At 62.4% G+C, this 242-nt stretch carries 1 protein-coding gene; it reads left to right on the top strand.

The features are described 5' to 3' along the window. Position 1: 1 nt before the first annotated feature. A partial coding sequence (locus ACEN88_RS36130) for an MFS transporter (protein ID WP_413347186.1) occupies positions 2 to 242 on the top strand: 241 nt, incomplete at its 3' end.

Genomic DNA, 242 nt, shown 5'->3' on the forward strand with positions numbered 1-242 from the left:
CCTGTTCAACTACCTGGACCGCGTCAACGTCAGTACGGCGGCAGCGGGCTTCGGCAAGGAATTCCATCTTTCGCACACGGAAGTCGGCCTCGTGTTCTCGGCGTTTGCGTATCCGTACCTGCTTTTCCAGATCATCGGCGGCTGGGTCAGCGACCGTTTCGGCGCGAGGCGCACGTTGCTCGCGTGCGGCGCGATCTGGGGCATCGCCACTTTGCTGACCGGTTTTGCGGGCGGTCTGATGT

Source organism: Massilia sp. CT11-108, assembly GCF_047302915.1.
GTDB lineage: Bacteria > Pseudomonadota > Gammaproteobacteria > Burkholderiales > Burkholderiaceae_D > Telluria > Telluria orientalis.